The 25,296-nt window shown below is 71.6% G+C and carries 21 protein-coding genes; 13 read left to right on the top strand and 8 right to left on the bottom strand.

Annotated features, from left to right (window positions below; translation table 11 throughout):
• The first annotated feature begins 7 nt into the window (after positions 1 to 7).
• The 7 genes from HOO61_RS18545 (at position 8) to HOO61_RS18515 (ending at position 9,681) form a co-directional block, all read left to right on the top strand.
• Positions 8 to 1,522, top strand: coding sequence for a leucyl aminopeptidase (locus tag HOO61_RS18545; RefSeq protein WP_216659114.1), 1,515 nt, complete (start codon positions 8 to 10; stop codon positions 1,520 to 1,522).
• Entirely contained in the window at positions 1,519 to 3,177 is a 1,659-nt protein-coding gene (locus tag HOO61_RS18540; protein WP_172261210.1) for an AbgT family transporter, read from the top strand. Before HOO61_RS18545 ends, HOO61_RS18540 begins: the two co-directional genes overlap by 4 nt.
• A gap of 10 nt (positions 3,178 to 3,187) precedes the next feature.
• Entirely contained in the window at positions 3,188 to 4,987 is a 1,800-nt protein-coding gene (locus HOO61_RS18535) for an SLC13 family permease (RefSeq protein ID WP_172261208.1), read from the top strand.
• 128 nt (positions 4,988 to 5,115) lie between these two features.
• Positions 5,116 to 5,979, top strand: a complete 864-nt coding sequence (locus HOO61_RS18530; protein ID WP_172261206.1) for an META domain-containing protein — start codon at positions 5,116 to 5,118, stop codon at positions 5,977 to 5,979.
• Positions 5,980 to 5,985: 6 nt separating this feature from the next.
• Complete coding sequence (locus HOO61_RS18525) at positions 5,986 to 7,644, top strand: alpha/beta-hydrolase family protein (protein ID WP_172261204.1); 1,659 nt, start codon at positions 5,986 to 5,988, stop codon at positions 7,642 to 7,644.
• A gap of 130 nt (positions 7,645 to 7,774) precedes the next feature.
• Complete coding sequence (locus HOO61_RS18520; RefSeq protein WP_172261202.1) at positions 7,775 to 8,164, top strand: phage holin family protein; 390 nt, start codon at positions 7,775 to 7,777, stop codon at positions 8,162 to 8,164.
• 95 nt (positions 8,165 to 8,259) lie between these two features.
• The gene (locus HOO61_RS18515; protein WP_172261200.1) at positions 8,260 to 9,681 is read left to right on the top strand and encodes a GntP family permease; all 1,422 of its coding nucleotides are present in this window, start codon (positions 8,260 to 8,262) and stop codon (positions 9,679 to 9,681) included.
• A gap of 16 nt (positions 9,682 to 9,697) precedes the next feature.
• Here the strand turns inward: HOO61_RS18515 and HOO61_RS18510 are convergent, their stop codons facing one another.
• Both HOO61_RS18510 and metH read right to left on the bottom strand, forming a co-directional pair.
• The gene (locus tag HOO61_RS18510; protein WP_172261198.1) at positions 9,698 to 11,659 is read right to left on the bottom strand and encodes a PAS domain S-box protein; all 1,962 of its coding nucleotides are present in this window, start codon (positions 11,657 to 11,659) and stop codon (positions 9,698 to 9,700) included.
• 128 nt (positions 11,660 to 11,787) lie between these two features.
• Entirely contained in the window at positions 11,788 to 15,564 is a 3,777-nt protein-coding gene (metH, locus tag HOO61_RS18505) for a methionine synthase (RefSeq protein WP_367650249.1), read from the bottom strand.
• A gap of 145 nt (positions 15,565 to 15,709) precedes the next feature.
• On the opposite strand from metH, the gene HOO61_RS18500 reads away from it, so the two are divergent.
• A complete protein-coding gene (locus HOO61_RS18500) occupies positions 15,710 to 16,555 on the top strand; it encodes a PAC2 family protein (protein WP_172261196.1) in 846 nt (281 codons plus the stop codon).
• 89 nt (positions 16,556 to 16,644) lie between these two features.
• Here HOO61_RS18500 and mshC read toward each other — a convergent pair whose 3' ends face one another.
• The 4 genes from mshC to HOO61_RS18480 are packed head-to-tail and all read right to left on the bottom strand — an operon-like array spanning position 16,645 to position 20,018.
• Positions 16,645 to 17,883, bottom strand: a complete 1,239-nt coding sequence (mshC, locus tag HOO61_RS18495) for a cysteine--1-D-myo-inosityl 2-amino-2-deoxy-alpha-D-glucopyranoside ligase (RefSeq protein WP_172261194.1) — start codon at positions 17,881 to 17,883, stop codon at positions 16,645 to 16,647.
• A gap of 51 nt (positions 17,884 to 17,934) precedes the next feature.
• Positions 17,935 to 18,711: an SCO1664 family protein gene (locus HOO61_RS18490; protein ID WP_367650248.1), complete on the bottom strand. Its 777-nt coding sequence runs from the start codon at positions 18,709 to 18,711 to the stop codon at positions 17,935 to 17,937.
• Complete coding sequence (locus HOO61_RS18485) at positions 18,701 to 19,285, bottom strand: DUF3090 domain-containing protein (protein WP_172261192.1); 585 nt, start codon at positions 19,283 to 19,285, stop codon at positions 18,701 to 18,703. The genes HOO61_RS18490 and HOO61_RS18485 overlap by 11 nt, the downstream gene beginning before the upstream one ends.
• 10 nt (positions 19,286 to 19,295) lie before the next feature.
• Positions 19,296 to 20,018 carry a histidine phosphatase family protein gene (locus HOO61_RS18480; RefSeq protein ID WP_172261190.1) on the bottom strand — a complete coding sequence of 241 codons (723 nt, stop codon included), beginning with the start codon at positions 20,016 to 20,018 and terminating at the stop codon, positions 19,296 to 19,298.
• Between the two features lie 32 nt (positions 20,019 to 20,050).
• Between HOO61_RS18480 and corA the strand changes: the two genes are divergently transcribed.
• Both corA and HOO61_RS18470 read left to right on the top strand, forming a co-directional pair.
• Entirely contained in the window at positions 20,051 to 21,034 is a 984-nt protein-coding gene (gene corA, locus HOO61_RS18475) for a magnesium/cobalt transporter CorA (RefSeq protein WP_172261188.1), read from the top strand.
• Positions 21,031 to 22,263, top strand: a complete 1,233-nt coding sequence (locus HOO61_RS18470; protein ID WP_367650247.1) for an MFS transporter — start codon at positions 21,031 to 21,033, stop codon at positions 22,261 to 22,263. Before corA ends, HOO61_RS18470 begins: the two co-directional genes overlap by 4 nt.
• Here HOO61_RS18470 and HOO61_RS18465 read toward each other — a convergent pair.
• Positions 22,229 to 23,050, bottom strand: coding sequence for an undecaprenyl-diphosphate phosphatase (locus HOO61_RS18465; protein ID WP_172261292.1), 822 nt, complete (start codon positions 23,048 to 23,050; stop codon positions 22,229 to 22,231). The two genes, HOO61_RS18470 and HOO61_RS18465, sit on opposite strands and share 35 nt — an antisense overlap.
• Positions 23,051 to 23,117: 67 nt before the next feature.
• Between HOO61_RS18465 and HOO61_RS18460 the strand changes: the two genes are divergently transcribed.
• The 3 genes from HOO61_RS18460 to HOO61_RS18450 all read left to right on the top strand — a co-directional run bounded on the left by HOO61_RS18460 (position 23,118) and on the right by HOO61_RS18450 (position 24,796).
• Positions 23,118 to 24,065, top strand: coding sequence for an aldo/keto reductase (locus HOO61_RS18460; protein ID WP_172261185.1), 948 nt, complete (start codon positions 23,118 to 23,120; stop codon positions 24,063 to 24,065).
• A gap of 31 nt (positions 24,066 to 24,096) precedes the next feature.
• Entirely contained in the window at positions 24,097 to 24,324 is a 228-nt protein-coding gene (locus tag HOO61_RS18455) for a DUF5703 family protein (RefSeq protein WP_172261183.1), read from the top strand.
• 100 nt (positions 24,325 to 24,424) lie between these two features.
• A complete protein-coding gene (locus HOO61_RS18450) occupies positions 24,425 to 24,796 on the top strand; it encodes a hypothetical protein (RefSeq protein ID WP_172261181.1) in 372 nt (123 codons plus the stop codon).
• Between the two features lie 26 nt (positions 24,797 to 24,822).
• On the opposite strand, the gene HOO61_RS18445 is transcribed toward HOO61_RS18450, so the two are convergent.
• On the bottom strand, positions 24,823 to 25,287 hold the full coding sequence (locus HOO61_RS18445) for a DUF427 domain-containing protein (protein WP_172261179.1): 465 nt from the start codon (positions 25,285 to 25,287) through the stop codon (positions 24,823 to 24,825).
• Positions 25,288 to 25,296 lie beyond the last annotated feature (9 nt).

The following is a 25,296-nucleotide window of genomic DNA, read 5'->3' as shown; positions in this document are numbered from 1 at the left end:
GTCCACGGTGAGCACCCGAGCGACCCGCGACATCGATCCCGTCCCGTCGCTGCGCCGGCCTCCGGAGGTGGTGGTCAGCGACACGCTGCCCCCGGTCACGGAGGCGGCAGCGCTGGCGGTGCCGGTCACCGCCGGCGCGGCCCCGCCCAGCGACCTGCGCACGGACCAGCCCCAGCTGGCCGTGCTGGGCTTCACCGGCGCGCCGCACGAGGTGGTCGTGCTCCCGGACCCCGGAGGACGTGCGCTGGTGGCGCTGGGGGTCGGCGAGGCCTCCGCCGTGGATGCGCGACTGGTCCGCGACCTCGCGGCGACGTACGCCCGGGCGGTGCCGCTCCAGAAGACCCTCGCGGTGGAGCTGCCCGGCCCCGACCTCGCCCTGTCACCGGGTGACTTCGCCCAGGCCGTGGTGGAGGGCGTGCTCCTGGCCCGGTGGCGCTTCTTCCTCGGCCGCGGAGGCGACGAGCCGCAGCTCACCCGCCTGACCCTCGTGGTCCCGTCCGACGTCCTCGAGGAGGTGCGCGCCGGAGCGGCGCGGGGCCAGGTGACCGCCCGCGCGGCCGCGATCAGCCGTGACCTGTCGAACTGCCCGGCCGCGACGCTCTCGGCCGAGCGCATGGGCGAGGTCGCCACCGAGGTGGCTCCGCTCGCCGACCTCGAGGTCGAGCTGTTCGACCGCCAGCAGCTCGAGGACATGGGGTGCGGCGGCATCCTCGGCGTCAACCGGGGCAGCGTCGACGAGCCCCGGCTGATCAAGCTCTCCTACCGCCCCGACTCCCCCACCGGCCACCTCGGCCTGGTCGGCAAGGGGATCATGTACGACTCCGGCGGCATCAGCCTGAAGCCGAGCGACGAGTCGCACGCCCAGATGAAGAACGACATGACCGGCGCCGCCGCCATCCTCGGAGCGATGACGGCCCTGCGCGACCTCGGGTGCACCGCCGCTGTCACGGCCTACCTCTGCTGCACCGACAACATGCCGTCGGGCTCGGCGATGAAGCTCGGCGACGTGCTTCACTTGCGCAACGGCACGACGGTCGAGGTGCTCAACACCGACGCCGAGGGACGGCTGGTGATGGCCGACGGCCTGTGCCTGGCGGTGGAGGACGGTGTCGATGCGGTGGTGGACGTCGCCACCCTTACCGGTGCGTGCCTGCGCACCTTCGGCGTCGACATCGCCGGGGTCATGGGCAGCGACGCCGGGGTCGTCGACCAGGTGCGCCGAGCCGGGGAGGTCGCCGACGAACCGGTGTGGGAGCTCCCGCTGCATCGCAACTACCGCTCCCAGCTGGAGTCCCAGGTCGCCGACATGACCAACATGGGTGGTCCCAACGCCGGGTCGATCACGGCGGCGCTGTTCCTGGAGGAGTTCACCGACGGCATCCCGTGGGCACACGTGGACATCGCCAGCACGGCCCAGCAACCGACGGAGCGCACCTGGCGCAACAAGGGCGCGAGCGGCTTCGGAGCGAGGCTGCTTGTCGAGCTCGCGACGAGGTTCGAGACGCCGGGGTCGTCCCGGTGAGCACCGCGGCGGCCGAGGACAGGGGCACCGGCGGGTTCCTGGGCTGGATCGAACGCGTCGGCAACAAGGTCCCGCACCCCGCCATCATCTTCCTGGCGCTGATCGTCGGCGTCATCGTCCTCTCGGCCGTGCTCGCCTGGGTCGGGGTGAGCGTCACGACCGAGGTCGCCGAGGCGGAGGAGACAGGAGTCAGCCAGGAGTACGACGCCGGGGGCAGCTCGTACCCGTCGCTGGGCCACGAGCCGGAGGAGGCGATCCCCGACTACGAGGTCCGCACCGAGACCATCGAGGTCGAGAGCCTGCTCGACGGCGACGGCATCCGCTACATGTTCACCACGGCGGTGCAGAACTTCAACGACTTCGGCGTCGTCGCGGTCATCCTGGTCGCGATGATCGGTGTCGGTGTCGCCGAGGAGGCGGGCCTGATCGCGGCCCTCATCCGCAAGATGGTGCAGGTCGCCCCCGCCGGGGCCGTCACCTTCATCATCGTGCTGCTGGGCGGGATCTCCAGCGTCGCCTCGGACGCCGGTTACCTGGTGCTGATCCCCCTCGGGGCCGCCGCCTTCGCCAGCCTGGGGCGCAACCCGCTCGTCGGCATCGCGGCGGCGTACGCGGGTGTCAGCGCATCGTTCTTCGTCAACATCCTCATCACGCCGGCCGACGGCATCATCACCGAGGTCACCAACGAGATCATTGCCGGCGTCGCTCCCGACGCCGAGCCGCTCAACGTCACCAACAACTTCTACTTCGCCATCGTGTCGACACTGTTCACCGCGGCCGTGATGACGGTCCTCACCGAACGCTACGTCGAGCCGAGGGCGGGGGTCTGGGACCCGGCCGAGCGGCCGCCGGACGCGCCGGTCGACCACGTGCCGAGCGGTGACGAGCTGTCCCACGAGTCGCGCGGCCTGCGCCTCGCCGGCATCTACACGCTCGTCGCGGTCGCGCTCATCTCCGCGCTCACGTTCATCCCCGGCGCACCGCTGCGCAACCCCGAGACCGGCGAGATCTTCGGCAACTCCCCGTTCATGAGCAGCCTGCTGCTGATCATCTCGATGTTCTTCCTGGCAGCCGGTCTGGGCTACGGCCGGGGCTCGGGCAGCCTCACCGGCAGCACCAACGTGATCAACGCGATCGTGAAGACCTTCAACGGCCTGGGTGGACTCATCTTCCTGATGCTGCTGATCGCCCAGTTCATCGCGTTCTTCAACTACTCGAACATCTCCAACGTCGTGGCGACGCAGCTCGCCGACCTGCTGGGGAGTGCCGACATCGGTGCCCTGCCGCTGCTGATCGGCTTCATCCTGCTGGTCTTCGTCATCGACATCATCATGCCGGGGGTGATCCCCAAGTGGGCGATCATCGCGCCCATCTTCATCCCGTTGTTCTACAACCTCGGCATCGCGCCGCAGACGGTCCTCGCCGCCTACCGCGTCGGTGACGGGCCGGTCAACGTGATCACCCCGCTCATGGTCTACCTGCCCTTCATCATCCTGGTCTGCCAGCGCTACCGAGCGTCCGCGGGGATGGGCACCGTGATCTCGATGATGATCCCCTACACGGTCGTCGTGCTGGTCACCTGGACGCTGCTGTTCACCGGCTGGTACCTCCTCGAGATCCCCTGGGGTCCCGGCTCGCCGGTCCAGCTCGACTAGGCCCGCGGGTATGGCGCTGGACGATGCGACCACGGCGCTGGTCGTGCTGGGGCTCGTGGTCGCGCTGTTCGTGTGGAACCGCCTCCCGGTCGGCGTGGTCGCCATCCTGGCGGCGCTCACGCTGTGGGCCACCGGGCTGGTCACCACCGAGGAGGCGGTGGCCGGGTTCGGGGACCCCGTCGTCATCTTCATCGCCACCCTCTTCGTGGTGAGCGAGGCCATCGACTCGACGGGCGTCACGACGTGGGCCGGCCGGGTCCTGCTGGAGCGGGCCGGGACCGGGGCGACCCGGGTGCTCGTCGCGGTGTGCCTGCTGTCCGCGGTCCTGACGTCGCTCATCACGCTCAACGGGGCGGTCGCTGCGCTGCTGCCGCTCGTCGTGCTGGTCGGTCACCGCATCGGGCTGCCGCCGTCGCGGTTGCTGATGCCGGTGGCCTTCGCGGGCAGCGCCGGCGGGATGCTGCTGCTGATGAGCAGCCCGGTCAACGTCATCATCTCCGACGCGGCGAACGATGCCGGCGAGGGACCGTTCCCGTTCTTCTCGTTCGCGCTCGTCGGTGTGCCGCTGCTGGTCGGCACGGTCGCGCTGTGCGTGCTCCTCGGTGCCCGCCTGCTCCCCCAGCGCACCCCCGAGCACGCCCCGCCCGACCTCGGAGCCCTGGCCGAGACGCTCGAGGCCCAGTACCAGCTGACCGATGGCTTCTACCGCCTGCGGGTGCGTTCGCGCTCGGACCTGATCGGGCGCGGGCCGCCGCGCACGCTCGGCGGTGAGGACCGCGTCCGCGTCGTGGCTGCCGAGTCGCCCGAGGGCCAGGTCGTGGTCGGCGCGGTCGGGGACGACGACACCCTCGTGGTGACCGGGGAGCCGAACGACGTCACGCGGTTCGCACTGAACCACGGCCTGGCCGTCAGCATGGTCGGCCTCGGCGACGGTACCGGGTTGATGAACCGGGAAGCGGGCGCGGCTGAGGTGGTCGTCCCGCCTCGTTCGCGCCTGGTCGGGGAGCGGGTGCACCGCGGCATGAAGCGCGAGAACGCGCTCATCATCCTGGCCGTCCAGCGACTCGGCGCCGACCAGGGCGACGGGCCGATCGAGCTCGCGGAGGGTGACGCGATCCTGCTGCACGGCCGGTGGTCGGCCCTCGACAAGCTCAATCGCGACCGCGACGTCCTGCTGGTGGACTCCCCCGACCTCGTCCGCCGCCAGACCGTCGCGTGGGGACCGCGCGCCACGCTTGCCGTCCTGGTGCTGGCCGGCCTCGTCGTGATGCTCGGCACCGGCCGGGTGCCACCTGCCATCGCCGGCCTGGCCGCGGTGGTCGCCCTCGTCCTGCTGCGGGTGGTGTCGGTGGCACAGGCCTACCGGTCCGTCTCCTGGCAGACGGTCGTGCTGGTCGGCGCCCTCATCCCGCTCTCGACCGCGATCCGCACCAGCGGGGCGGCCGACCGCGTGGCGTCGTTCCTCATCGACGCAGTGGGGTCGGGGCGCCCGGTCGTCCTGCTGGCCGCGCTCTTCGTCCTCACCGCTGTCCTCGGCCAGGTGGTGAGCAACACCGCGACGGTCCTCGTCGTCGTACCGATCGTCCTGGCCGCGGCGGAGGCGACCGGCACCGCCGCGAAGCCGCTGCTGATGGCGGTGGCGATCGCCGGGTGCGCCGCGCTCCTCACCCCGATCTCGACGCCGGGGAACATGATGATCATGAGCCCGGGCGGCTACCGGTTCGGCGACTACTGGAGGCTCGGCCTGCCCGTCATGGTCTGGTGGTTCGTCGTCGCGCTGGTCGTGGTCCCGATCGTCTGGCCGCTCTGACCGGCAGCACGCCCGACCCTGGCCCGACCTTCACCCGAAACGCGTGAGGGCCGGCATCACCCGTCGGTGGTGAGGTTTGCCCCAGGCGCACGGGTCGGTGCGCTCCTGGGGCTGACGAGGAGGCCGACATGGGGACGCCGTCGAGCAGGCGCGGGCAGCTGCGCGGGACGCGTCCTCCCGTGCGGGCGGTCGTGACCCTCGTCGCCGTGGTGCTCCTGGCAGCGTGCGGCTCGGACGGGGACGGCGAGGCGGCAGGTGAGTCCGGTGGGTCCGGAGGTTCCGGACGCGAGCCCCTGCGCAGCGACATGGCACTGCTCGAGGCCGCCTCCTTCGTCTCCACGTCCGTCGAGGGACGCGACCTGCTCCCCGGCACCGAGGTCTGGTTGTCCTTCGACGAGGAGACCCTGGCCGTGTCGGGCGGGTGCAACACGTCCTTCGGCGCGTTCACCCTCGACGACGGGACCCTGGGCTGGGAGTCCGACCCTGCGTCCACCATGATCGCGTGCTCGGAGGAGGAGGCCGAGCAGGACGCGTGGGTCGCGGACCTGCTGACCACGGGGGTGGCGGTCACGACGGACGGCGCCGACCTGCACCTGGCGTCCGGGGACGTGAGCCTGGTGCTCGAGCGGGAGCCGCCGGTCGCGCTGGAGAGCTTGCTGGGACGCACGTGGTCGGTGGTCGGCACGCTGACGGACGGCACGACCTCGCGCCTGCCGTCACGCGTCCGTACGCCACGCCTGGTCGTGGGCGACGACGGGCTGGCCCGGCTCGACACGGGCTGCAACACCGGTCGCACCCGGGTGCAGGTCGACCGCGTCTCGGTCTCGTTCGCGCCGCCCACCGTCACCCGCGTGGGCTGCCGCGAACCCGACCGGACGATCGAGCGCATCGTCCTGTCGGTCGTCGACGGACGCTCGGACTACCTGACCTACAACGGCTGGGTGCTGCTGGTCGTCAAGGACGGCAACGGCCTGGTCTTCGAGGTGCGGTGAGCAGTGGTGAGTGAGGAAGAGCCCCGCTGGTCGCGCCTGCTCCGCCGTCCGAGCCTGCTGGGCGTGGTGCTGGCGACCTGGTTCGTCGCGCAGTCGATGGCGCCGTCCCTCCTCGTCCGGTCGTGGCTCTTCCAAGGCGTGCTGACCGGCATCTCGTTCGCGCTGGGCTACGGCGTCGGGCTCGGCCTCACCCGGCTCGCGACACGCCTGCGGGTGAGGTTCGTCTGGCCGTGGCGCCCGTTCACCCCTTCGGTGGACCGGCGGGTCCGCCTGGTGGTGCTCCTCCTCTGCTTCGCGTTCGCGACGTGGGCCGCGCTCGAGGCCGTCGACGCCCACCGGTGGACGTGGGAGCGGCTCGGCTACGCGCGGTCGTCGTACTGGATCGTCTTCGGCGGGTCGCTGCTCCTGGCGGCGGTCGTGGCCCTCGTGCTCTTCCTGCTGGCTCGCCTGCTGAAGATCGTCTGGCTGGCGACCACGCGGGTGGGGACGCGCATGCTGCCGGCCTGGATCGCCGGTGCGCTCGCGCTGGTCCTGGTCGGGTGGGTCGTGCTCGCCGCACTCAACACCTTCGTCCTCGAGCGCACGCTCGACGGGCTCAACGCCGGGTTCGCCCTCGGCGACCGTGACCTCGACGGTGCGCCCGCTCCCCCGACCTCGCAGGTGCGCTCGGGCGGCCCGGACTCCGTCGTGGTCTGGGAGGAGGCCGGCCGTGAGGGCCGTCGCTTCCTGACTCGCGGGCCGACCACGGAGGACCTCGAGGACCTCGCCCCCGGTCCGGTCGTCGAGCCCGTCCGGGTGTTCGTCGGACGCGCGTCCGCCGCCACCGTCGAGGAGCGGGTCGACCTCGCGATGAGCGAGATGGACCGCTTCGGCGGGTTCGACCGCAGTGCGCTGCTGGTGGTCATCCCGACAGGCACGGGCTGGATCAACGAACAGCTCGTGCAACCGCTGGAGTACTTCTACGACGGCGACATCGCCACCGTGACCGTGCAGTACTCCCACCTGCCCAGCCCGCTGGCGTTCATCTCGGAGTCGGCCGCTGCCGGGGACACGGCCGTGGCGCTCTTCGAGGCGGTCGAGGACCGCCTCGCGAGCGCGGGCGGCGAGCGCCCCGACCTCTACATCGCCGGGGAGAGCCTGGGCTCGTTCGGGGGATCGCAGGTCTTCGACTCGCTGGCCGACAGCCGCGAGCGCGTCGACGGCGCGGTGTGGGTCGGTCCGCCCGAGACGATGCGGCTGAGACGCGAGGCCGAGCGCGTACGAGCGCCGGGGTCGCCACAGGTGCGACCCGTGGTCGACGACGGGGGGACGTTCGTCTTCGCCAACCGCGTGGCGGACGTCGAGGGCACGACCCCCCACTCGGTGTTCCTGCAGCACGGCGACGACCCGATCGTGTGGTGGGACTGGGACACCCTCGCCGACGAGCCCGACTGGCTCGAGGAGCCGCTCGACGCGTCGGTCAACCCGGCCATCCGCTGGACACCGGTGACGACCTTCCTCCAGCTCGCCGTCGACATGGCCGTGAGCAACGACTTCGACGAGGACCACGGCCACAAGTACGGCACCCAGCCGCTGAGCGCCTGGTACGCCGTGGTCCGACCGCCCAGCTGGGACGCGGCACGGCTCGCAGAGCTGCGCGAGCGCCTGGCCGGCATCTCCCGGTGACCGACGCCCGTCCGGACGTCGAGCCATCTCCCCCGGTTCGGGGGAGGCCCGCGCGCCCGCCGGTCGGAAGAGTGCGCCGCGACGCGGACCAGGGTGGGCTGGCCAGTGACCCGGCCGGGTGGGAGGACGCATGGGCATCGTGATGGTGCTGCTGAGATGGGTGCTCCTCGCCGTGGCCGTGGTCCTGGCCGCCTGGGTCACGCCGGACGTCGACTTCGGCGGCGGCCCGCTCTCCGCGCTGGTGGTGGCCGCCCTGGTCGCCGCCGCCAACGTCGTGGCCCAGCTGCTGCTCCGCTGGCTACCGACCTCGGACAGCATGCTGGTCGTCGCGGCGACGACCCTGGTGGTCAACGGCTGCGCCGTCTGGCTCGCCTCGGCCTTCACCACGCGCCTGCAGATCGACAACATCATCGCCGCGATCACCTTCGCGCTCATGGTGACCGTGTTCTCGGTCGCCCTGACCTGGGTGGCCGAGCGCGTCGTCGCGCGCCTCACGCGGTCCGACGCCGAGGCCGGCTGAGCCAGCCCCGGACGGCCGGCTGGCCAACGCCCCTCCTGCACCGGTAGACAGAGGGCCACTCGCCCCTCGGGGACGTCGACTCTCGGGGAGCGCGCATGGTCGCCCTGCACACCACCATCGCGATCGTCCTGGTGATCGCGCTGATCATCAAGGGCCGCATCGACCCGGTGATCTCGCTGATCCTCGGATCCCTCTACCTCGGCCTTGCCGGGGGCGTCGGCTTCGCCGGGACCGTCGAGGCCATCACCACCGGCTTCGGCGGGATCATGGCGGAGGTCGGGCTGCTGATCGGCTTCGGGGTGCTGATCGGGTCGCTGCTGCACTCCACGGGCGCCTTCCGGCGCCTGGTGGCGCTCCTGGTGCAGCGGGTGGGCTCCGCGCGGCTGCCGTACGCCCTCACCTCGATGCTGGCCGTGGTGATGCCCTCGATCTACGTCGACGTGCAGGTCGTGCTCGCCGCACCGGTCGCCCGGTCCGCGTCGCCCTTCATCGGCAAGGTCGGCCTCCCCGTCCTCGCGTCTGCGCTGGGCTGCGGGATCTTCGCCGGCTACGTCTTCGTGATCCCCGGCCTCGCCGCGATCTCCATCGCCGGCCTGCTCGACGTCCGCCTCGGAGACTGGCTCGTGTACGGCGTCGTCATCGGCCTCGTGACCGCTCTCGTCTCCACGCTCCTGATGCGCCTGCTCTTCTCGGCCGGCGGCTTCTGGAACCCGGAGACCGACGAGGAGGTCGACGAAGCGATGGCCGAGCAGGAGGCCGCCGACCGCGCCTACCTCACGGGCGAGGCCGAGTCCTCCGAGGCGGCGCTGGCACGCAGCGAGTCGGAGGCGTCCGCGGCCAAGGAGCAGGAGGGCGTGCGCGAGCTCCCCCTCGTGACGCTGATGCTGCCCATCCTGGTGCCGCTCCTGCTGATCGCCTTCGGCGCGTTCGCCGAGCTCGGCGGCTGGTCCAACGCCTTCATCGCGTTCCTCGGCGACGCCAACATCGCGCTCTTCATCGGCCTGCTGGGTGCCTACGGCCTCTCGCGCGCCTCGTCCGGGCGCGACCACACCAACGAGGCAATGGAGGACGGCTTCCACACGACCGGCGAGATCCTCCTCATCACCGGCGTCGGCGGCTCGCTCGGCGCGGTCATCGAGGCGACCGGGCTCGACAGCGTGCTGGGCGACCTGTTCCAGGCCGACGCGGGCGCTCCCGTCGTGCTGAGCATCCTGCTGGCGTGGTTCATCGCGGCCGTCCTGCACCTCGCCATCGGCTCGGTGTCGGTGGCGGCGATCACCGCGGCCGGCATCATCGCCCCGATCCTCGACTCGCTGACCGTCTCCCCCATCGTGATCGGCCTGGCGATCGCCTCGGGTGCGATGTTCGCGCTCCAGGTGAACAGCAACTTCTTCTGGATGTTCAAGTCGCTGCTCGGCCTGTCGACCAAGGGCACGCTCAAGACGCTGACCCTGGTGACGTCGGTCGCCTCGGTGGTCTCGCTGCCGCTGGTGATGCTGGCGGCGGTCGTCCTCTGACCGTCCCGGACCGGGGTCAGCGTCCGGCGCCCGCTGCCGGGAACCGGATCACGAACGTCGTCGGCCTGCCCCGGACGTCGTCGGGCGGGAGGTAGTCGGCCTCACCGCCGTGGCCCCTGGCGATCTCACGCACGAGGTAGAGCCCCAGCCCGGTCCCGCTCGTGGCGCCGGCAGCCGCGAAGCGGTCGAACAGCCGCGGGACCAGCTCGTCGGGCACGCCCCCACCTGCGTCGGTGACGCGGAGCTCGACCTGCCCGTCACGCAGCCGCGCCCCCATGGTCAAGGGCGCGGTCCCGTGGCGCACGGCGTTGTCGAGCAGGTTGTCGAGCGCCTGGGCGAGGCGCACCTCGTCGGCGCGGACGACGGCGCCGTCGGGGACGTCGACCTCGACGGCGACGCCGGGGTCGGTGGCCGCGCGTCGCGCGGCAGCGCTCGCCACGAGCTCGGACAGCGAGACGGACTCCGGCCGGAACTCCATGACACCGCCCTGCAGCTGGGAGGCCGCAGTGAGGTCGGCCGCCAGCCGGCGGAGCCGGTCCGCGCTGCTGCGGATGCCCCGGAGGAGCCGGTCGCGCTCGGACGGGGACAGCTGCGCGTCCGACGCCTGGAGCGCGTGGGAGCTGCCGTCGATCACGGCTGTGGGGTTCCTGAGCTCGTGTGCCGTCACGGCCAGCAGGCGCGCCTGCTGGGCCATCGCCTCGAGGCGGTCCTCGGCGTTCTGGCGCTGCTCAGTCTGGTCACGGGTGATCTTGGCGAAGCCGATGTGCCGGCCCCGGTCGTCGTGGACGGGGCTGATGACCACGCTGGCCCAGAACCGGCTGCCGTCGCGACGCACGCGCCAGCCCTCCTCGGCGAACGACCCGTCACGCAGGGCGACCTCCAGGTTGCGCACGGGATGGCCGCTCCGCTGCTGCTCCTCGGGATAGAAGACCCGGAAGTCCTGCCCGATGATCTCGTCCGTCTCGTAGCCCTTGATCCGGCGCGCACCGGCGTTCCAGCTCATCACCGTCCCGTCGCGGTCGAGCATGAACACCGCGTACTCCTCGACCGCGGCGACGAGCAGCCGGAACTTCTCCTCGGTGCGGTGCAGCTCCGCCTCGGCCGCCCGCTGCCCGCTGATGTCCTGCACCTGGGCGAACACGTACAGCATCTGGCCGTTCGAGTCGCGGATCGGGACGAGGGTCACCAGCGCCGTACGGCCGTGGCGCGCGCCCGGCGGGCCCGGGACCGGGTGCTCGAAGGTGGCGACGTCCTCCTCGGAGGTCCGCAGCACCTCCACGTGGTGGTCCAGGACGTCACCGTGCCCGACGGTGAGGCGTCCGTAGTCGACCCCGACCAGGTCGCTGGGCTCGCACGACATGAGCGTGGCGAGGGCCGCGTTGGCCCGCACGATGGTGGCATGGACGGTCAGGGTTGCCATGCCGATCGCCGCGCGGTCGAAGATCGCGCGGAAGCCCTCCACGTGCTCGTCGAGGACGTCCTGCTCCAGCCGTGCCACGTCGACCGGGTCGACCGGGTCGACCGCGTCGTCCTCGTCGTCCTCGGGGGCCCCTCGGTCGGGGTCGGGTGCGGCAGGGTCGGCGGCGGCGAGCAGCGGGGCCCGGCGCAGGCTCTCGACGAGCCGGTCCGGGAGCTGCTCGAGGGGGATGGACTTCTCGATGAAGTCGGTCGCGCCCAGCTCGCGGGCCTCCTCGACCAGGTGCGCGCCACCGAAGCCGCTGAACATCACCACGGACGTCTCGGGCCGCACCGCGAGGATCGACGGCAGGGTCTCGAGGCCGTCCATGCGGGGCATCGAGACGTCGAGCAGCACCAGGGCCGGCTCGTGCTCGACGATGAGCCCGATGGCCTCCTCGCCGTCGGGGGCCTCACCCACCACGCGGAACAGCTTCGACGACTCAAGCCGCATGCGTACGACGGTGCGCACCTCGACCGAGTCGTCGACCAGCACCACCGAGACCTTGCCGTCCTCTACCACCTGGGCGTTCCTCCGTAGGGCCACTCGTCCACGCTCGGGCGACGTGCCGCGCATGGTGGATCGTCACCTGCCGTCGGTTCCCCGTGAGGCACCGCTCGATGCACGGGCGCGGCCACGGCGGCCGGTGGTCAGTCCTCCGGGTCGTAGCCGAGGTTGGGCGAGAGCCACCGCTCGGCCTCGGCCAGGGTCCAGCCCTTGCGCTCGGCGTAGTCGGCCACCTGGTCGCGGGCGAGACGGCCCACCACGAAGTACTGCGACTGCGGGTGGGAGTAGTAGAAGCCGCTGACCGACGCTCCCGGCCACATCGCCATCGACTCCGTGAGCTTGATGCCGGTGTGCTCCTCGACGTCGAGGAGCTCCCAGAGCGTCTGCTTCTCCGTGTGCTCGGGGCAGGCGGGGTAGCCGGGCGCCGGGCGGATCCCGGCGTACTGCTCCTTGATGAGCCCCACGTTGTCGAGGTGCTCGTCGGGTGCGTAGCCCCACAGCTCCTTGCGAACCCGCTCGTGCAGCCGCTCGGCGAACGCCTCCGCCAGGCGGTCGCCCAGCGACTCCAACAGGATGGCGTTGTAGTCGTCGAGCTCGGCACGGAACGCAGCGACCCGCTCGGAGAGCCCGTCACCGGCGGTGACCGCGAACGCACCGACGTGGTCGCGCAGGCCGGTGTCCTTCGGCGCGACGTAGTCGGCCAGCGACCGGTTGGGTACGCCGTCGCGGTGCTGGCCCTGCTGCCGCAGGTGGTGGAGCCTGGCGTGGACGGTGCTCCGGTCGCCGTCGAGGTAGAGCTCGACGGAGTCGCCGACCGAGTTGGCCGGGAAGAAGCCGACCACGCCGTGCGCGCGGATCCACTTCTCCTCGACGATCCGGTCGAGCATCTCCTGCGCGTCGTCGTAGAGCTTGCGGGCCGCGGGACCGGAGCCGGGGTTGTTGAGGATGTCGGGGAAGGCGCCCTTCATCTCCCACGCGTTGAAGAACGGCTGCCAGTCGATGTAGCGGCGCAGCGTGGAGAGGTCGTGGTCGCGCAGCACCCGGACGTGCTGGCTGGCCACCGTGCCGATCAGCGGCGAGACGTCATGGTCCTGCTGCAGCAGCAGGTGGGGCTTGGGCGGGTGGTAGTCCGACCAGTCCAGGGGGGTCGCGTTGGCCCGCGCCTGCTCGAGCGTCACCATCGGCCGGTCGTTCTTGGCCGAGTGGCGCGTGCGCAGGGACTCGAAGTCGGCCTGGACGTCACCCATGAGCTTGTCGCGGCCGGTGGGGCTGAGGAGCGCCGCGGCGGTCGGCACCGAGCGCGACGCGTCCTTGACCCACACCACCGGGCCGTCGTACTTCTGGTCGATCTTGACGGCGGTGTGGGCGCGGGAGGTGGTGGCGCCGCCGATGAGGAGCGGGATCTCGAGGCCGAGGCGCTGCATCTCGGAGGCGAAGTTGACCATCTCGTCGAGGGACGGCGTGATGAGCCCGGACAGGCCGATGATGTCGGCGTCGTGCTCCTCGGCCGCGTCGAGGATCTTCTGGGCGGGGACCATCACGCCGAGGTCGATGACCTCGTAGTTGTTGCACTGCAGGACGACCCCGACGATGTTCTTGCCGATGTCGTGGACGTCGCCCTTCACCGTCGCCATCACGATCGTGCCGTTGGTGTCCTTCTGCGCGGCCAGTGCCGGGTCCTTGACCTTCTCCTCCTCGATGAAGGGGATCAGGTAGGCCACGGCCTTCTTCATGACGCGCGCGCTCTTGACGACCTGCGGGAGGAACATCCTGCCCGCGCCGAACAGGTCGCCGACGACGTTCATCCCGTCCATCAACGGGCCCTCGATGACCTCGATGGGCCGGCCGCCGGCCGCGGCGATCTCGGCCCGCAGGGCCTCGGTGTCGTCCTCGACGTGGGCGTCGATGCCCTTCACGAGCGCGTGGGTGATCCGCTCGCGCAACGGAAGGGCGCGCCACTCGTCCTCGGTCACCTCGGCGTCGGCAGCGGCCACGTTGAAGCGCTCGGCGATCTCGAGCAGCCGCTCGGCGGCATCGGCACGACGGTTGAGGACGACGTCCTCGATGCGCTCACGCAGCTCGGCGTCCACCTCGTCGTAGACCACCAGGGCGCCGGCGTTGACGATGCCCATGTCGAGGCCCGCGCGGATCGCGTGGAAGAGGAAGACGGCGTGGATCGCCTCGCGGACCGGGTTGTTGCCCCGGAAGGAGAACGAGACGTTGGAGATGCCGCCGCTGACCTTGGCGCCGGGGAGGTTCTGCTTGATCCAGCGGGTCGCCTCGATGAAGTCCTCGCCGTAGGTGGCGTGCTCCTCGATGCCGGTCGCCACGGCGAAGACGTTGGGGTCGAAGATGATGTCCTCGGGCGGGAAGCCGACCTCGTCGACGAGGATGCGGTAGGCCCGCTCGCAGATGGCCTTGCGCCGCTCGAGGTTGTCGGCCTGGCCGTCCTCGTCGAAGGCCATCACCACGACGGCGGCGCCGTACTTGCGGCAGAGCCGGGCGTGCTGACGGAAGGCCTCCTCGCCCTCCTTCATCGAGATCGAGTTGACGATCGGCTTGCCCTGCACGCACTTGAGGCCGGCCTCGATGACCTCCCACTTGGACGAGTCGACCATCACCGGCACGCGGCTGATGTCGGGCTCGGCGGCGATCAGCTTGAGGAAGCGGTCCATGGCCGCGACCCCGTCGATCATGCCTTCGTCCATGTTGACGTCGATGACCTGGGCGCCGGACTCGACCTGCTGCGCGGCGACGCTCAGGGCCGTGTCGTAGTCGCCGTCCTTGATGAGCTTGCGGAAGCGCGCGGAGCCGGTGATGTTGGTGCGCTCGCCGACGTTGACGAACAGGCTGTCCTCGGTGATCGTCAGCGGCTCGAGCCCGGAGAGCCGCATGACCGGCACGTGGTCGACCGGCTCGCGCCGGCCCTTGCCGTCGACCGCGCTCGCGATGGCGGCGATGTGGTCGGGGGTCGTGCCGCAGCAGCCGCCGACGAGGTTGAGGAAGCCGGCGTCGGCGAACTCCGCGAGGACGGCGGCGGTCTGGTCGGGCGTCTCGTCGTACTCGCCGAACGCGTTGGGCAGCCCGGCGTTGGGGTAGACGCTGACGAAGGAGTCGGCCAGGCGCGACAGCTCGGCGACGTAGGGGCGCATGTCGCGCGCGCCGAGGGCACAGTTGAGGCCGACCGCCAGCGGGCGGGCGTGGCGTACGGAGTCCCAGAATGCCTCGGTGACCTGGCCCGAGAGCGTGCGGCCGGACGCGTCGGTGATGGTGCCGGAGATGACGACCGGCCAGCGCCGGCCCTGCTCCTCGAAGAGGGTCTCGACCGCGAAGATGGCGGCCTTGGCGTTGAGGGTGTCGAAGATCGTCTCGATCATCAGCAGGTCGGCCCCGCCGTCGACGAGGCCGCGTGCGGCGACGAGGTAGGCGTCGGCGAGCTGGTCGAACGTGACGTTGCGCGCACCGGGGTCGTTGACGTCGGGCGAGATGGAGGCCGTGCGGGTGGTCGGGCCGAGGGCGCCGGCGACCCAGCGGGGCCGGTCGGGCGTGGCCACCGCGTCGGCGGCCTCGCGGGCGAGCCGGGCCGACTCGAAGTTGAGCTCGTAGGCGAGCTCCTCGAGGCCGTAGTCGGACAGCGAGATCGCGTTGGCGTTGAACGTGTTGGTCTCGATGACGTCGGCGCCGGCGCGGAGGTACTCCTCGTGGATCGTCCGGATGATCTGCGGTTGCGTGATCGTCAGGAGGTCGTTGTTGCCGACCAGGTCGCTCGGGTGGTCGGCGAAGCGCTCGCCCCGGTAGCCCGCCTCGTCGGGACGGTCGCGCTGGATCGCCGTACCCATCGCGCCGTCCAGCACCATGATCCGCTCGCTGAGGATCGCCGTGAGGGCGGCGGTGGCGTCTGGTCGGTGCTGCGGCTCCACGGGTGGGTGGCTCCTCTCGGGTGGCGGTGAGGCCAGCCTAGGAACGTCGTCCGACACTCGGACCGGATTCCCACATGGTGGCACCCGGCGCGTCGGGCGGCGAAATCACGACGGCAGGCTGGGCGGGGCGCCCTAGGCTGGGCTGGTGATCGAGTTCGACGACGTGCAGGACCTGGTGTCCCCGGTGGTGATCGCGGCCTTCGAGGGCTGGAACGACGCTGCCGACGCTGCCTCCGGGCTGGTGGACCACCTCATCGAGCAGTGGAAGGCCGAGGTGATCGGTGCCATCGACCCGGAGGAGTTCTACGACTTCCAGGTCAACCGGCCGATCATCGGCACCGACCACAACGGCTACCGCCGGCTCACCTGGCCCACCACCCGCATCGCCGTCGCCCGACCGGCCGAGCTGGACCGCGACGTGATCCTGGTGCGCGGCATCGAGCCCAACATGAAGTGGCGCCAGTTCTGTGCCGAGCTCCTCGCCGCCTGCGACGACCTGGGTGCCGAGCTCGTCGTGACGATGGGCGCGCTGCTCGCCGACACGCCGCACACCCGTCCCATCCCGGTGACCGGCACGGCGAGCGAGCCCGAGCTCGTCGACCGGCTCGTGCTCGAGCAGTCCACCTACGAGGGCCCCACCGGCATCGTCGGCGTCTTCAACGACGCGTGCACCCAGCTCGACATCCCGGCTGTCTCCTACTGGGCCGCGGTCCCGCACTACGTCGCGCAGCCCCCGTGCCCCAAGGCCACTCTCGCCCTGCTCGGCCAGCTCGAGGAGCTTCTCCAGGTGCCCATGCCGATCGGCGAGCTCGCCGACGACGCCAAGGCCTGGGAGCGGGGCGTGGACGAGCTCGCCGCCGAGGACGAGGACGTCGCCGACTACGTCCGCGCGCTCGAGGAGACCCGCGACACCGCCGACCTCCCCGAGGCCTCCGGCGAGGCCATCGCGCGCGAGTTCGAGCGGTACCTCAAGCGTCGCGACACCGACTGAGCGCGCCCGGCCGACCTCCGAGCGGTGGTCCACCCACATTCCGGGCGCCGGGAGTGTGGCTCAGCCACCGCCCACGGGAGCGGCGTACGTCAGAGCGACAGGCCGAGGGCCGCGTCGAGGAGGCGGTGGACGGTCGCCGCGGCCTCGGGGTCGGACGTGTCGGCGAGGCCCGTCGTGCCGAGCGTCGCCTCCACCCACTCCTGGACGGCGGCGACGGCCGTCGGGGCGTCGAGGTCGTCGGCGAGGGCGGCCAGCACACGCTCGACGACGGGCCCGGACGGCGCGCCGGCACCCAGCGCGAGGGCGCGGCGCCAGGTGGCGAGGGTGTCCACGGCGTCCCAGAGCTGGTCGTCGGTCCACTCCCAGTCGCTGCGGTAGTGGTGGCGCAGCAGCACGAGGCGGATCGCCATCGGGTCGACCTCGCTCATCCGGAGCGCGGAGACGAAGACGAGGTTGCCCTTGGACTTCGACATCTTCTCGCCGTCGTAGGCGACCATCCCGGCGTGGGCGTAGGCCCGTGCGAACCGCTCCCCCGGGTGCGCGACCTGGGCGTGGCCGGCGGACATCTCGTGGTGCGGGAAGACGAGGTCGCTGCCGCCGCCCTGCACGTCGAAGGTGGCGCCGAGGTGGTCGAGCGCGATCGCCGAGCACTCGATGTGCCAGCCGGGTCGGCCGGGGCCCCAGGGGCTGTCCCACGCCGGCTCGCCCGGTCGCTCCGCACGCCACAGCAGGCAGTCGAGCGGGTCCTTCTTGCCTTCGCGGTCGGGGTCGCCGCCGCGCTCGGGGAAGATCGCGAGCATGGCGTCGCGGTCGAGCCCGGAGACGGAGCCGAAGGCGTCGTCGGCGGTGACGGAGAAGTAGAGGTCGTCCTCGACCCGGTAGACCGCGCCGACCTCCTCGAGGCGCTGGATCAGCTCGATGACCTGCGGGATCGACTCGACCGCGCCGGTGTAGTGCGCCGGCGGCAGGACCCGCAGCGCCTCCATGTCGTCGCGGAACAGCTGGGTCTCGCGCTCGGCGAGCTCGGCCCAGTCGACGTGGACCTTCGCGGCCCGCTCGAGCAGGGGGTCGTCGACGTCGGTGACGTTCTGGACGTAGGTCACCTCGTGCCCGGCGTTGCGCCAGGCGCGGTGGAGCAGGTCGAAGCCGACGTAGGTCGCGGCGTGCCCCATGTGGGTCGCGTCGTAGGGGGTGATGCCGCAGACGTACATCCGCGCCGGCCCCTCGGGCCGGGTCTCGACGAGGGCGCCGCTCGCGGTGTCGTGGACCCGCACGACGGGGCCCGCCACGGGCAGTGAGGGAACGTCGGGCGACGACCAGGCACGCATACGGCGCAGCCTATCGGCCGGTCGGGAAGGGCCCGCGAGGGAGATCGCCGATCAGAAGGGCGGCCAGGGGATGACCGGGTACGACGACGAGCGCGGGCCGGGGAACGTGCCCCGGGCCAGCAGCCGGGCGACCCGCCGCCTCGTGGTCTCGACCTCCTCGTCGGTGAGCAGGTCGCAGAGCGTCGTGCCCAGCGCGCCGTCGAGCGCGGAGACGAGCCGGCGCAGCCCCTCGACCTCCTCGGCGGTGATCGCGTCGCCCACGAAGCCCCACAGAACCGTGCGCAGCTTGTGCTCGACGTGGAAGGTCAGTCCGTGGTCGACGCCGTGCCGGTGGCCGTCGGGCATGGGAAGGACGTGGCCGCCCTTGCGGTCGGCGTTGTTGACCACGACGTCGAAGAGCGCCATCCGGCGCAGGGGCTCGCTGTCCTCGTGGACCAGGGACACCGGCTGGTCGTGGGCGTCGAGGCCGTCGAAGACGTGGCGGAAGCCCGGCGGGAGCTCGCCCTCGCCGACGATGTCGACGGGCGCCGCGTCCTCGACCTCGTCGCGCCAGAGCTGGACCATGCCCGGCCCGTGCGGTCCGTCACCGAGGACCGTCGGCGGCACGATGTCCCAGCCGAGCGCCTCGGAGACGGCGTACGACCCGACCTCGCGCGCGGCGAGCGTGCCGTGGGGGAAGTCCCACAGGGGGCGCTCCCCCGCGATCGGCTTGTAGACCACCCGCACGCCCCCGAGCTCGCCGACGAAGGTGGCGTTGGACGCCGGCAGCACGCGGCCGTGAAGCGTGAGCTCCCCCGTGGGGAAGCCATCGGGCAGGTCAGGGATCACGGCGCCGGAAGCCGTTGGCCCGCACGCACAGGTGTCCGTCGGGGTCGACCGGCTCGCCGCAGAACGGGCAGTCAGGACGCCCGGCACCGATCACCGACAGCGAGCGCTCCACGAACGAGCGGGCCGCGGCGGCCGTGATCCGGACGAGGAAGATCTCGTCGGGCTCAGGCTCGAGGAGGTCCTCGAGGTCCTCTTGGAGCTGCTCGGGCGAGACGACCGCAGCCTCGGTGAACGGGAAGACCTCGATGACCACCCGCTCGTCGGACCCGTCCCACGACAGGGTCATCGTGCCCGCGCGGAACTCCTCCTCGATGGGCTGCTCGAGGGGCTGGGTGTCGGTGAGGTCGCGCGGCGCGATCGCCGGGATCAGCACGTCACCGCCCGCGGCCCGCATGAGCTCGTCGAGGAGCTCGTCGACCCGCTCCGCGAGCGCCTGCACCTGCTGCTTCTCCAGCGAGACGCTCACCAGCCGCGCGCCCTCGCGCGCCTGCAGGAAGAACGTGCGCTGGCCGGGCTCGCCAACGGTGCCGGCGACGAAGCGCTCGGGCGGGTCGAAGCGGTGCACGACGGGCATGCCACTCACCCTAGGACCCCGCTGGCTGGGGTCCGGCTCCTCCACCCACCTCGGCGTCCGAGCGCCGGGTGCGTGAGGTGCGGCGGGGCTTCTTCGGCGGGGTCAGCCACGACAGGTCGCCGGCGTGCGTGTTGGTGCCGAGGACGAACGGTCGTGACTCCGTGTAGCGCACGACGGAGACCGATGCCGGGTCGACGTGGATGCGCTGGAACAGGTCCAGGTGGGTGCCGAGGGCGTCAGCGAGGATCGACTTGATGACGTCGCCGTGGCTGACCGCGACCCACACGGCGTCGTCGCCGTGCTCGGCCGCCACCCGTGCGTCGTGGCGTCGTACGGCGGCCACGGCGCGGTCCTGCATGGCGCGCATCGACTCACCCCCCGGGAAGGTCGCGGCCGACGGCTGGGCCTGGACGGTCCTCCAGAGCTTCTCCTTCGCGAGCTCCTTGAGGGGACGCCCCTGCCACTCGCCGTAGTCGCACTCCGACAGCTGCCGGTCGGTGCCGGCCCGGAGCGGCTCGCCCTGGCGGGTGGTGATCTCGCGACAGGTCTCCCGGCAGCGCTCGAGCGGACTGGTCACCGCCGCCGCAAGGCGTACGCCCGCCAGCCGCTCGCCGACCGCGACCGCCTGCTGCACGCCGGCGTCGTCGAGGTGGACCCCGGGCAGGCGCCCGGCGAGGACTCCGGTGGCGTTGGCCGACGAGCGGCCGTGTCGCACGAGGATCACGGTGGGCATTCTCCAGAGGTTAGTGGGGCTAGCCTCAGCCTGTGATCGTCGACAACGCGCTCTACCACCGGGGCCAGCGGGTCCCGCTGGGCGGCGACCCCGCCGACCAGAGCCTCGGGTCGGCGCGCGTGCCCTGCGACCCCGGCGACTTCCAGTGGATCGGCATCCACGACCCGAGCCCCGACGAGCTCGACCTGATCGCCCGCACCTTCGACCTGCACCCCCTGGCCGTCGAGGACGCCGGCGACTCCCACCAGCGCCCCAAGCTGGAGCGCTACGGCGACACGCTCTTCCTCGTGCTCAAGACGCTCTGGTACGTCGACGAGGAGGACGCGGTCGAGACCGGTGAGATCAACATGTTCGTCGGTCACGACTTCGTGGTGACCGTGCGGCACGGCCAGGGCATCGACCTGGGTGCCTCGCGGCGCGACCTCGAGCACCGGGCCAAGGTGCTCGAGCACGGCCCGATGGCCGTCCTCTACGCGATCTGCGACCGGGTGGTCGACGAGTACGAGAAGGTCGGCGAGGCCCTCGAGGAGGACGTCGACGAGGTGGAGGCGTCCGTCTTCTCCGAGGCCCGCACCAACGACTCGAACCGCATCTACGTCCTCAAGCGGGAGATCGCGGAGGTACGGCGCGCGGTGATGCCGCTGCGCGAGCCGATGCGGAAGTTCGCGATGGGCGTGGACGATCGCATCACTCCCGAGACCGCGACGTACTTCCGCGACGTGTCCGACCACCTCCACCGCGTCTCGGAGGTGGTCGACAACCTCGACGTGCTGCTGTCGACGGCCTTCGACGCCCACCTGGCGCGCATCTCGGTGCAGCAGAACGAGGACATGCGCAAGATCTCCGCCGGCGCGGCACTGATCGTCGTACCGACCCTCATCGCCGGCATCTACGGCATGAACTTCGACCACATGCCCGAGCTGCACTGGTCCTACGGCTACCCGTTCGCGCTGCTGCTCATGGTCGGGGTGTCGATCGGCCTGTTCACCTGGTTCAAGAAGTCCGGGTGGTTGTGAGCACCCCTGCCCGGACCTCCCCCAGCGCGTGGCGCGTGGTCTGGTGGTTCGGCTTCGTGAGCCTGGCCGCCGACATGGTCTACGAGGGTGCCCGCTCCGTCTACGGCCCGGTCCTCGCGGCGCTGGGCGCGTCCGCGGTGGTGGTCGGCATGGTGACCGGCGCCGGCGAGGCCGTTGCGCTGGTGCTGCGGCTGGCCTTCGGCCCGATCGCCGACCGCACCGGGCGCTACTGGTCGCTCACGATCCTGGGCTACGGCCTCACCGCGGTCTGCGTGCCCCTGCTCGCCCTCGCCCCCCGCCTCGGCGCCGCCGGCCTGGCCTTCGCCGCGACCATGATCCTGCTCGAGCGCCTCGGCAAGGCGATCCGGTCCCCGTCCAAGTCGGCCCTGCTCGCCCACGTCGCGTCCGCCGTGGGGCGCGGTCGCGGCTTCGGGGTGCACAAGGCGCTGGACCAGGTCGGTGCGTTCGCCGGACCGCTGGTGGTGGCCGGTGTCGTCGCCCTCGCGTCCCTCTGGTGGGGCCTGGCGGTGCTCGCCGTGCCGGGGGCGGTCGCCATGCTCCTGCTGCTGACGCTGCGCCGGCGCGTGCCCGACCCGAGCGTGTACGACGACTCGCCCCCGCCGGCGGCCGCCGAGCACCCGGCCCCCCGGCGCGGGTGGTGGGCCGAGGTCGTCGGAGCGGGGCTGCCGGGCGACTTCTTCCGCTACGCGGTCGCGGCCTCGCTGACGACGGGGGCGCTGGTGACCTTCGGGATCATCGGCTACCACCTCACGGTCGACGGCATCCTCCCCGTCGCCGCGGTCCCGGTCGTCTACGCGGCCGCGATGGGTGTGGAGGCGGTCGCGGCGCTCGTCGTCGGATCGGTCTTCGACCGCACCGGCCCGCAGGTGCTGCTCCTCGTCCCGGTCCTCGTGGCGCTCGTGCCCGCGCTCGCCCTCGGCTCGACCCTGGTCGCCGTCCTCGTCGGCGTCCTCGCCCAGGGCGTCCAGGACTCGACGGTCAAGGCGGTGGTGGCCGACCTCGTCGCCGCGCCGCGCCGGGCGACGGCGTACGGCGTCTTCGCGGGTGTCCAGGGACTCTTCGCGATCGTCGGCGGCGTCACCGCCGGCTGGCTCTACGACCGGTCGCTTCCCGCGCTGGTCGCTGTGGTGGCGCTCACGCAGCTCGTGGCGCTGGTGCTGCTGGCCGACACGTTCAGGCGGTCAGGACGCCTGCGCCGAGCAGGATGAGCACGCCCGTGCCGAGCAGGATGCGGTAGATGACGAACGGGGTGTAGGAGTTCGTGCTGACGTAGCGCAGCAACCACGCGATCGCGGCGTAGCCGACGACGAACGACACGACCGTGGCGACGATGGTGGGTCCCCAGCCGAAGTCGTTGTGGCCGTGCGGGATCTCCTTGAGCTCGAACAGGCCGGCGCCGACGACCGCGGGGATCGCGAGGAGGAACGCGAAGCGGGTCGCCGCCTCGCGCTCCAGGCCGAGGAACCGACCCATCGAGATGGTTGCGCCCGAGCGGGACACCCCGGGGATCAGCGCGAGCGCCTGCGCGCCGCCCATCAGCACAGCGTCCTTCATCGTGAGCTTGTTGAGCGCGCGGTCGGTGCGGCCCACCCGGTCGGCGATGCCGAGCACGACGCCCATCACGACCAGGGTGCAGCCGACGATCCACAGGTTGCGGAAGTCGCGCTCGATGACGTCCTTGAGCAGCACGCCGAGCACCACGATCGGCAACGAGCCGACGATGATGAACCAGCCCATGCGGGCGTCGAAGGTGCCGCGCAGCTCGGCCCGGAACAGCGAGCGCGTCCAGGCGCTGCCGATGCGCCAGATGTCCTTGCGGAAGTAGATGAGCACCGCGAGCTCGGTGCCGATCTGGATGACGGCCGTGAACGCGGCTCCCGGGTCCCCCCAGCCGAACAGCTCGGGGAAGATGCGCAGGTGGGCGCTGCTCGAGATCGGCAGGAACTCGGTCAGCCCCTGGATGACGCCGAGGACCACTGCCTTGAGGAGATCGATCACAGGGGGTGAGCCTACGGGCGCGTCCCGTGCCCTCCGCGCACCACCCGTGGCTACCCTCACCACCATGCAGCAGCGTTCCCTCGGCGCGACCGGTCTCAAGGTCTCCAGGCTCGGCCTCGGCACCATGACCTGGGGCCGCGACACCGACGAGCACGAGGCGCGCGACCAGCTGATCGCGTTCGCCGAGGCCGGGGGCACCCTGGTCGACACCGCCGCCGGCTACGGCGACGGTGCCAGCGAGGAGCTGATCGGGACGCTCATCGGCGACGTCGTCGCCCGGGACGAGGTCGTCCTCGCCACCAAGGCGGGCATCTCCCGTCGTACGGGCGAGCGCGTCACCGACACCTCCCGCGGGAGCCTCCTCACCACGCTCGACGCGTCGCTGGAGCGCCTCGGGGTGGACCACGTCGACCTGTGGCAGGTCCACGTCTGGACCGACGAGGCCCCGGTCGAGGAGACGCTCAGCGCCCTCGACCTCGCGGTCACCTCCGGCCGCGCCTCCTACGTCGGCATCTCCAACTACACCGGGTGGCAGACCGCGCAGGCCGCGACGTGGCAGCGGGCCGTGCCGGGCCGGGTGCCGCTGGCGTCGACCCAGGTGGAGTACTCGCTGCTCAACCGCCACGTCGAGCACGAGGTGCTCCCCGCCGCGCGGGCGCTCGGGCTGGGCGTCCTCCCCTGGTCGCCGCTGGGCAGGGGCGTGCTCACCGGCAAGTACCGCACCGGTACGCCGTCGGACTCGCGCGCCGCCACCGAGCACTTCGCCCGGTTCGTGGGCGCCTACCTCGACGAGCGCGGCCGCGGGATCGTGGAGGCGGTCGCCCGTGCCGCCGACGGGCTCGGGTGGACGCCCCTCGAGGTGTCGCTGGTCTGGGTGCGGGACCGGCCCGGGGTGACAGCCCCGATCGTCGGTGCCCGCACCGCCGCCCAGCTCAAGGGCGCCCTCGGCATCGAGGAGCTGACGCTGCCCCCGGAGATCATCGAGGCCCTCGACGACGTGTCGGCCGACTGAGCACCACCCCTCGAGAGACGGGAGAGAGACGATGACCAGGATCCAGCGCCGCCCACCGGGCCGCGGGGTGGAGTGGGAGTTCGAGACGCTCGTCCTCCCCAAGGACTTCTCCCGCAACGTCGTCACCCGCGTGCTCGTCGAGCGCGCCGAGCACGGTGGCTGGGAGCTCGACCGGCTCCGCATCGGCAACGACGGCAAGCGCCGCGTCGTCCTACGACGCAAGATCATCCGGCAGCGGCTCACCCTCTTCGCCGGCTGACCGTCCGGGCGTGTGGGGCGCGGACCCCATAGACATCGCGCGCGTGCCGTGGTCGACTCGGGAGGCGGGGCCACCCCGGTCCCGGTGAAGGGGGACGACGATGGCAACGCGAAGGCACAGGCCGGATCTCGGGATCGTGGAGCTGGCGGTCGACCCGGCCGACGTGGACCGGGAGACCTACCCCGTGCGGATCAGGCTGACCCGCCCGCTCACGGCGTACGAGGCCGACGGGCTGGAATCGGTGGAGCCCGGCCTCCGCAGCGAGGGTGACGCGATCGTGCTGCCGGCGGCCAGGCTGGACGACGTCGCACGCGACGTCGACACCTGGGCCGCGCGGCTCGAGCGCGTGCAGACGCGCGCCGACCAGCTCGAGGGCGAGACCCTCATGGCCGACCAGCGACGCTTCGACGACCACGCCCGGCACGCGCCACACCTGGAGAGCCAGCAGGTCAACAACCGCGGCCTGCACTGAGCTCGCGGTCGGCACGACCGGGAGGGCTACCAGCCCGACGAGCCCGGGACGCCCTTGAACGGGCCGGTCACCCGCGAGGTGATCCAGCCGCCGTAGAAGCTGCCCGGCTGCGGCTCGACGACCTCACCGTCCACCGTGCACCGGTCGACGCGGCCCGGGTAGAGCGCGACGTGGTCCACCAGCGCCTCGAAGCCCTTCGTCGGTGTCAGGTAGGACCAGGCGACCGCAGGCAGCACCGCATCCCCGACGACGAGGTCGTAGTAGGAGGCCTGGCCCTTCCACTCACACCACGACGTGCCCTGACCCGGCCTCAGCAGGCCGCCGGTGAAGTCGCCGACCGGGAGGTAGTACGTCGGCGGGTGGCTGGTCTCGAGCACCCGAAGGCTCGACATGGTGTCGGCAACGACGAGACCACCGTGCGTGACGACGACGTGCTCGGTGCTCTTCTCCACCCGGGGCGGACGGGGGTAGTCCCACACGGACTCGATCATGCCGCCAAT

It is taken from the genome of Nocardioides sp. zg-1230, assembly GCF_013155335.1.
Lineage (GTDB): Bacteria > Actinomycetota > Actinomycetes > Propionibacteriales > Nocardioidaceae > Nocardioides.
Note: the sequence above shows the minus strand (reverse complement) of the source record. Positions and strands in the feature narration are given on the sequence as shown.